The organism is Anoxybacillus sp. (assembly GCF_036834105.1).
In the GTDB taxonomy this organism is placed as follows: Bacteria; Bacillota; Bacilli; order Bacillales; family Anoxybacillaceae; genus Anoxybacillus.
The window spans coordinates 1-3,769 of record NZ_DAITON010000171.1; the positions used below are offsets into that span (position 1 = coordinate 1).

The following is a 3,769-nucleotide window of genomic DNA, read 5'->3' on the forward strand; positions in this document are numbered from 1 at the left end:
ACACTACAAGCAGTCAGGCTGCTTAAGCGCTCCCTTCTTCCGCTATCGGTATGATAGTTGGTAGAATGGAACCCGTCAAGGAAAGCACTTGACTGTTTCCATTCTACCAACTTCGTGGTCTGTATGCGGAAGAAGGATCTGGACTGATGAACCCATTTCATCCAGCTAACATGTTTCTAGGATTGATTGGAAATCACAGAAAATGGTGAAGACCCAAATTAATAACCTTGCGATCGGAGAAAAGGCGTTGCTTTGACATGGGGGAAAAAACGAGACTTGCGACGATTCGCTTCGATTGGTTTAGCTTATCAAAGCTCCCTTTATACACTTCTCCACATAAAATCATCATATAGCTCTCATATTTGTTGAAATATATGAAAATAAAAAACTATATTGTAAGCGTTAACAATCATCATTATAATGACTTCAAACGCGTTTATGTTTTAATGCAAACGTTTTCACCATCACTTTACTTCAAGAAAGGATGTGTGTGTATGAATTATTTGAAAAAAGTGTGGTTGTATTACGCTATCGTCGCTACCTTAATTATTTCCTTTCTCACGCCCTTTTCAACCGCCCGAGCAAATACCGCACCTGTCAACGGAACAATGATGCAGTATTTCGAGTGGGACTTACCGAATGATGGCACACTATGGACAAAAGTAAAAAATGAAGCTATCAATCTTTCGTCTTTAGGTATTACGGCACTATGGCTCCCACCGGCATATAAAGGAACGAGTCAAAGCGATGTCGGATACGGCGTGTACGATTTATATGATTTAGGGGAATTTAATCAAAAAGGAACGATTCGTACGAAATACGGAACAAAAACGCAGTATATTCAAGCGATTCAAGCTGCTAAGGCGGCAGGGATGCAAATATATGCCGATGTTGTATTTAATCATAAAGCAGGAGCTGATGCGACGGAATGGGTCGATGCTGTTGAAGTGAATCCAACTAACCGTAATCAAGAAGTGTCAGGCACATACCAAATTCAAGCGTGGACGAAGTTCGACTTTCCTGGTCGCGGAAACACGTATTCTAGTTTTAAATGGCGTTGGTATCATTTTGACGGAACAGATTGGGATCAAAGCCGTCAATTAAGTCGAATTTACAAGTTTCGTGGTACAGGAAAAGCATGGGATTGGGAAGTTGACACAGAAAACGGAAACTACGATTACTTAATGTTTGCTGATTTGGATATGGATCACCCGGAAGTGGTAGCCGAATTGAAAAACTGGGGAAAATGGTATGCGAACACAACGAACGTAGACGGGTTTCGCTTAGATGCGGTGAAACATATCAAATATAGCTTTTTCCCTGACTGGCTGTCATATGTACGTAATCAAACAGGGAAAAATTTATTTGCCGTCGGTGAATTTTGGAGCTATGACGTCAATAAACTGCATAACTACATTACAAAAACAAATGGGGCTATGTCATTATTCGATGCCCCGTTGCATAACAACTTTTACATTGCTTCAAAATCAAGTGGTTACTTTGACATGCGTTATTTGTTGAATAACACGTTAATGAAAGATCAACCAGCACTAGCCGTCACACTTGTTGACAACCATGACACACAGCCTGGTCAATCTTTGCAATCTTGGGTAGAGCCTTGGTTTAAACCACTTGCTTACGCCTTTATTTTAACGAGACAAGAAGGGTATCCATGTGTTTTTTATGGCGACTACTACGGCATTCCAAAATACAATATTCCAGGCCTAAAAAGCAAAATCGATCCACTTCTTATTGCACGTAGAGACTACGCATACGGAACGCAGCGCGATTATATCGATCACCAAGATATTATCGGCTGGACGCGCGAAGGAATAGACGCAAAACCAAACTCTGGACTCGCAGCTTTAATCACTGACGGCCCTGGTGGAAGCAAGTGGATGTATGTAGGCAAAAAACATGCCGGTAAAGTTTTTTATGATTTAACTGGAAACAGAAGTGATACAGTAACGATCAATGCAGATGGCTGGGGAGAGTTCAAAGTCAACGGAGGCTCCGTTTCCATTTGGGTTGCGAAAACATCAAACGTAACATTTACCGTCAACAACGCAACGACAGTGTATGGACAAAACGTATATGTCGTTGGAAATATTCCAGAGCTAGGGAACTGGAACATAGCGAATGCTATTCAAATGACGCCATCCCCTTATCCGACATGGAAAACAACTGTTTCCTTGCCTCAAGGAAAAGCAATTGAATTTAAGTTTATTAAGAAAGACAGTGCAGGAAACGTTATATGGGAAAGCATAGCCAATCGAACGTATACTGTTCCGTTCTCATCAACCGGATCATATACTGCAAACTGGAACGTGCCATAACATGCTCAAGTCAGCTTGCCGATAAAAACGGCAAGCTGTACTCATGCACACATTATGCTCTTTAGCACGGATCATCGCTTTCTTGTCTCTTTCCAATTCCAAATGGTAGAGACCGAAACACGGACGTTACAATCCGATATTTAAATGTTTCTTTAATTGGCTGGATATCATTGCCCTTTCTTCCTCAGGGACAATGAAGTAGTAAATGCCATTCATTTTTTGACCTTTTCCTTGCATGTGGAGTTGTTCTATATGATGGCGAGCCTCTTTGTAATTCGCTTGAATTTGCTTCATTTCGTCAAACGTCATATTCGTCTTTACATTTTTCCCAATGGCTTCAAGTATATCGCTATAGTTGACTAGAGAAGAAAAGCTCGCCCCTTTTTTAATAATAGCCGCAATCACTTGCTTTTGGCGATCTTGTCTTCCGAAATCACCACGCGGATCATCATAGCGCATGCGCGTATATTTTAAAGCACGATCCCCATCTAAAGTAATTTCACCTTTTGGGAAAGATTCTCCTTCATAATTAAAGGCAAAAGGATTACTTACTGTTACACCGCCAACCGCATCAACGATATCCTTGAAACCTTCCATATTGACTTTTATATAATAGTCAACTGGAATATGTAAAAACTGCTCAACCGTTGCAATCGTCATTTCCACTCCGCCAAAAGCGTAAGAGTGGTTAATTTTATCCTCTTTTCCTTTTCCGACGATCGCTGTGCGAGTATCGCGCGGAATGCTCAACATTTTAATCGATTGCTCTTTCGGATTCAACGTGACGACAATTAACGAATCTGCTCGTCCACGATCGTTTTTACGTTCATCTACCCCGATAAGCAAAACAGATATCGGCTCACCTTTTCCGAGTGATAACTCATTCTCTCGCTGTTCCGAACGTTCTCGCTCAATCGGCTCATGCATCTCGTTTATTGTTTCCTTGAACTTACCGTACATCGAAAAAGCATACGCCCCTGCTATGACAAGAAGTAGCACAACAATAGCTATAATCTTATAACGTCTTTTTCCCCGTTTGTTTGCTTCCATTTCTATCTTCCCTTTATGCTGGGATATCATTCAAGTGAAGCGTACCATATGGAAACAAAAAGGACAAGGGGACTACCGTCAAAAAGTCGCTGAAACACATTATTCAGCAACCGTCAGACGCTTCCTCGCCTCATGAGTGAGCACTAAATATGAACGGGATTTACCGTCTTCATCACGTTCCACTTTCTCTGTCCACGGATGAAGTAAAAGCAAACCTAGCTTTAGTCGAGCATTTGGATCAAATATTTGTTGGAGAATAGTCTTTATATACGAACCGAAAAAATGCTGAATCTCAACGCTAAAAGAAGTGACTCCACCAAAAAATATGGACTCTTTTCATAATTTTATGCAAGAAGAATACATACCATAAATACGAAAACAGC

At 40.9% G+C, this 3,769-nt stretch carries 2 protein-coding genes; one reads left to right on the forward strand and one right to left on the reverse strand.

The features are described from left to right. Positions 1–494 precede the first annotated feature (494 nt). On the forward strand, positions 495–2,336 hold the full coding sequence (gene amyS, locus V7Z64_RS12235) for an alpha-amylase (protein ID WP_297991201.1): 1,842 nt from the start codon (positions 495–497) through the stop codon (positions 2,334–2,336). A gap of 126 nt (positions 2,337–2,462) precedes the next feature. On the opposite strand, the gene tagU is transcribed toward amyS, so the two are convergent. Then, entirely contained in the window at positions 2,463–3,386 is a 924-nt protein-coding gene (tagU, locus tag V7Z64_RS12240; protein WP_297991203.1) for a polyisoprenyl-teichoic acid--peptidoglycan teichoic acid transferase TagU, read from the reverse strand. Between the last annotated feature and the right edge of the window lie 383 nt (positions 3,387–3,769).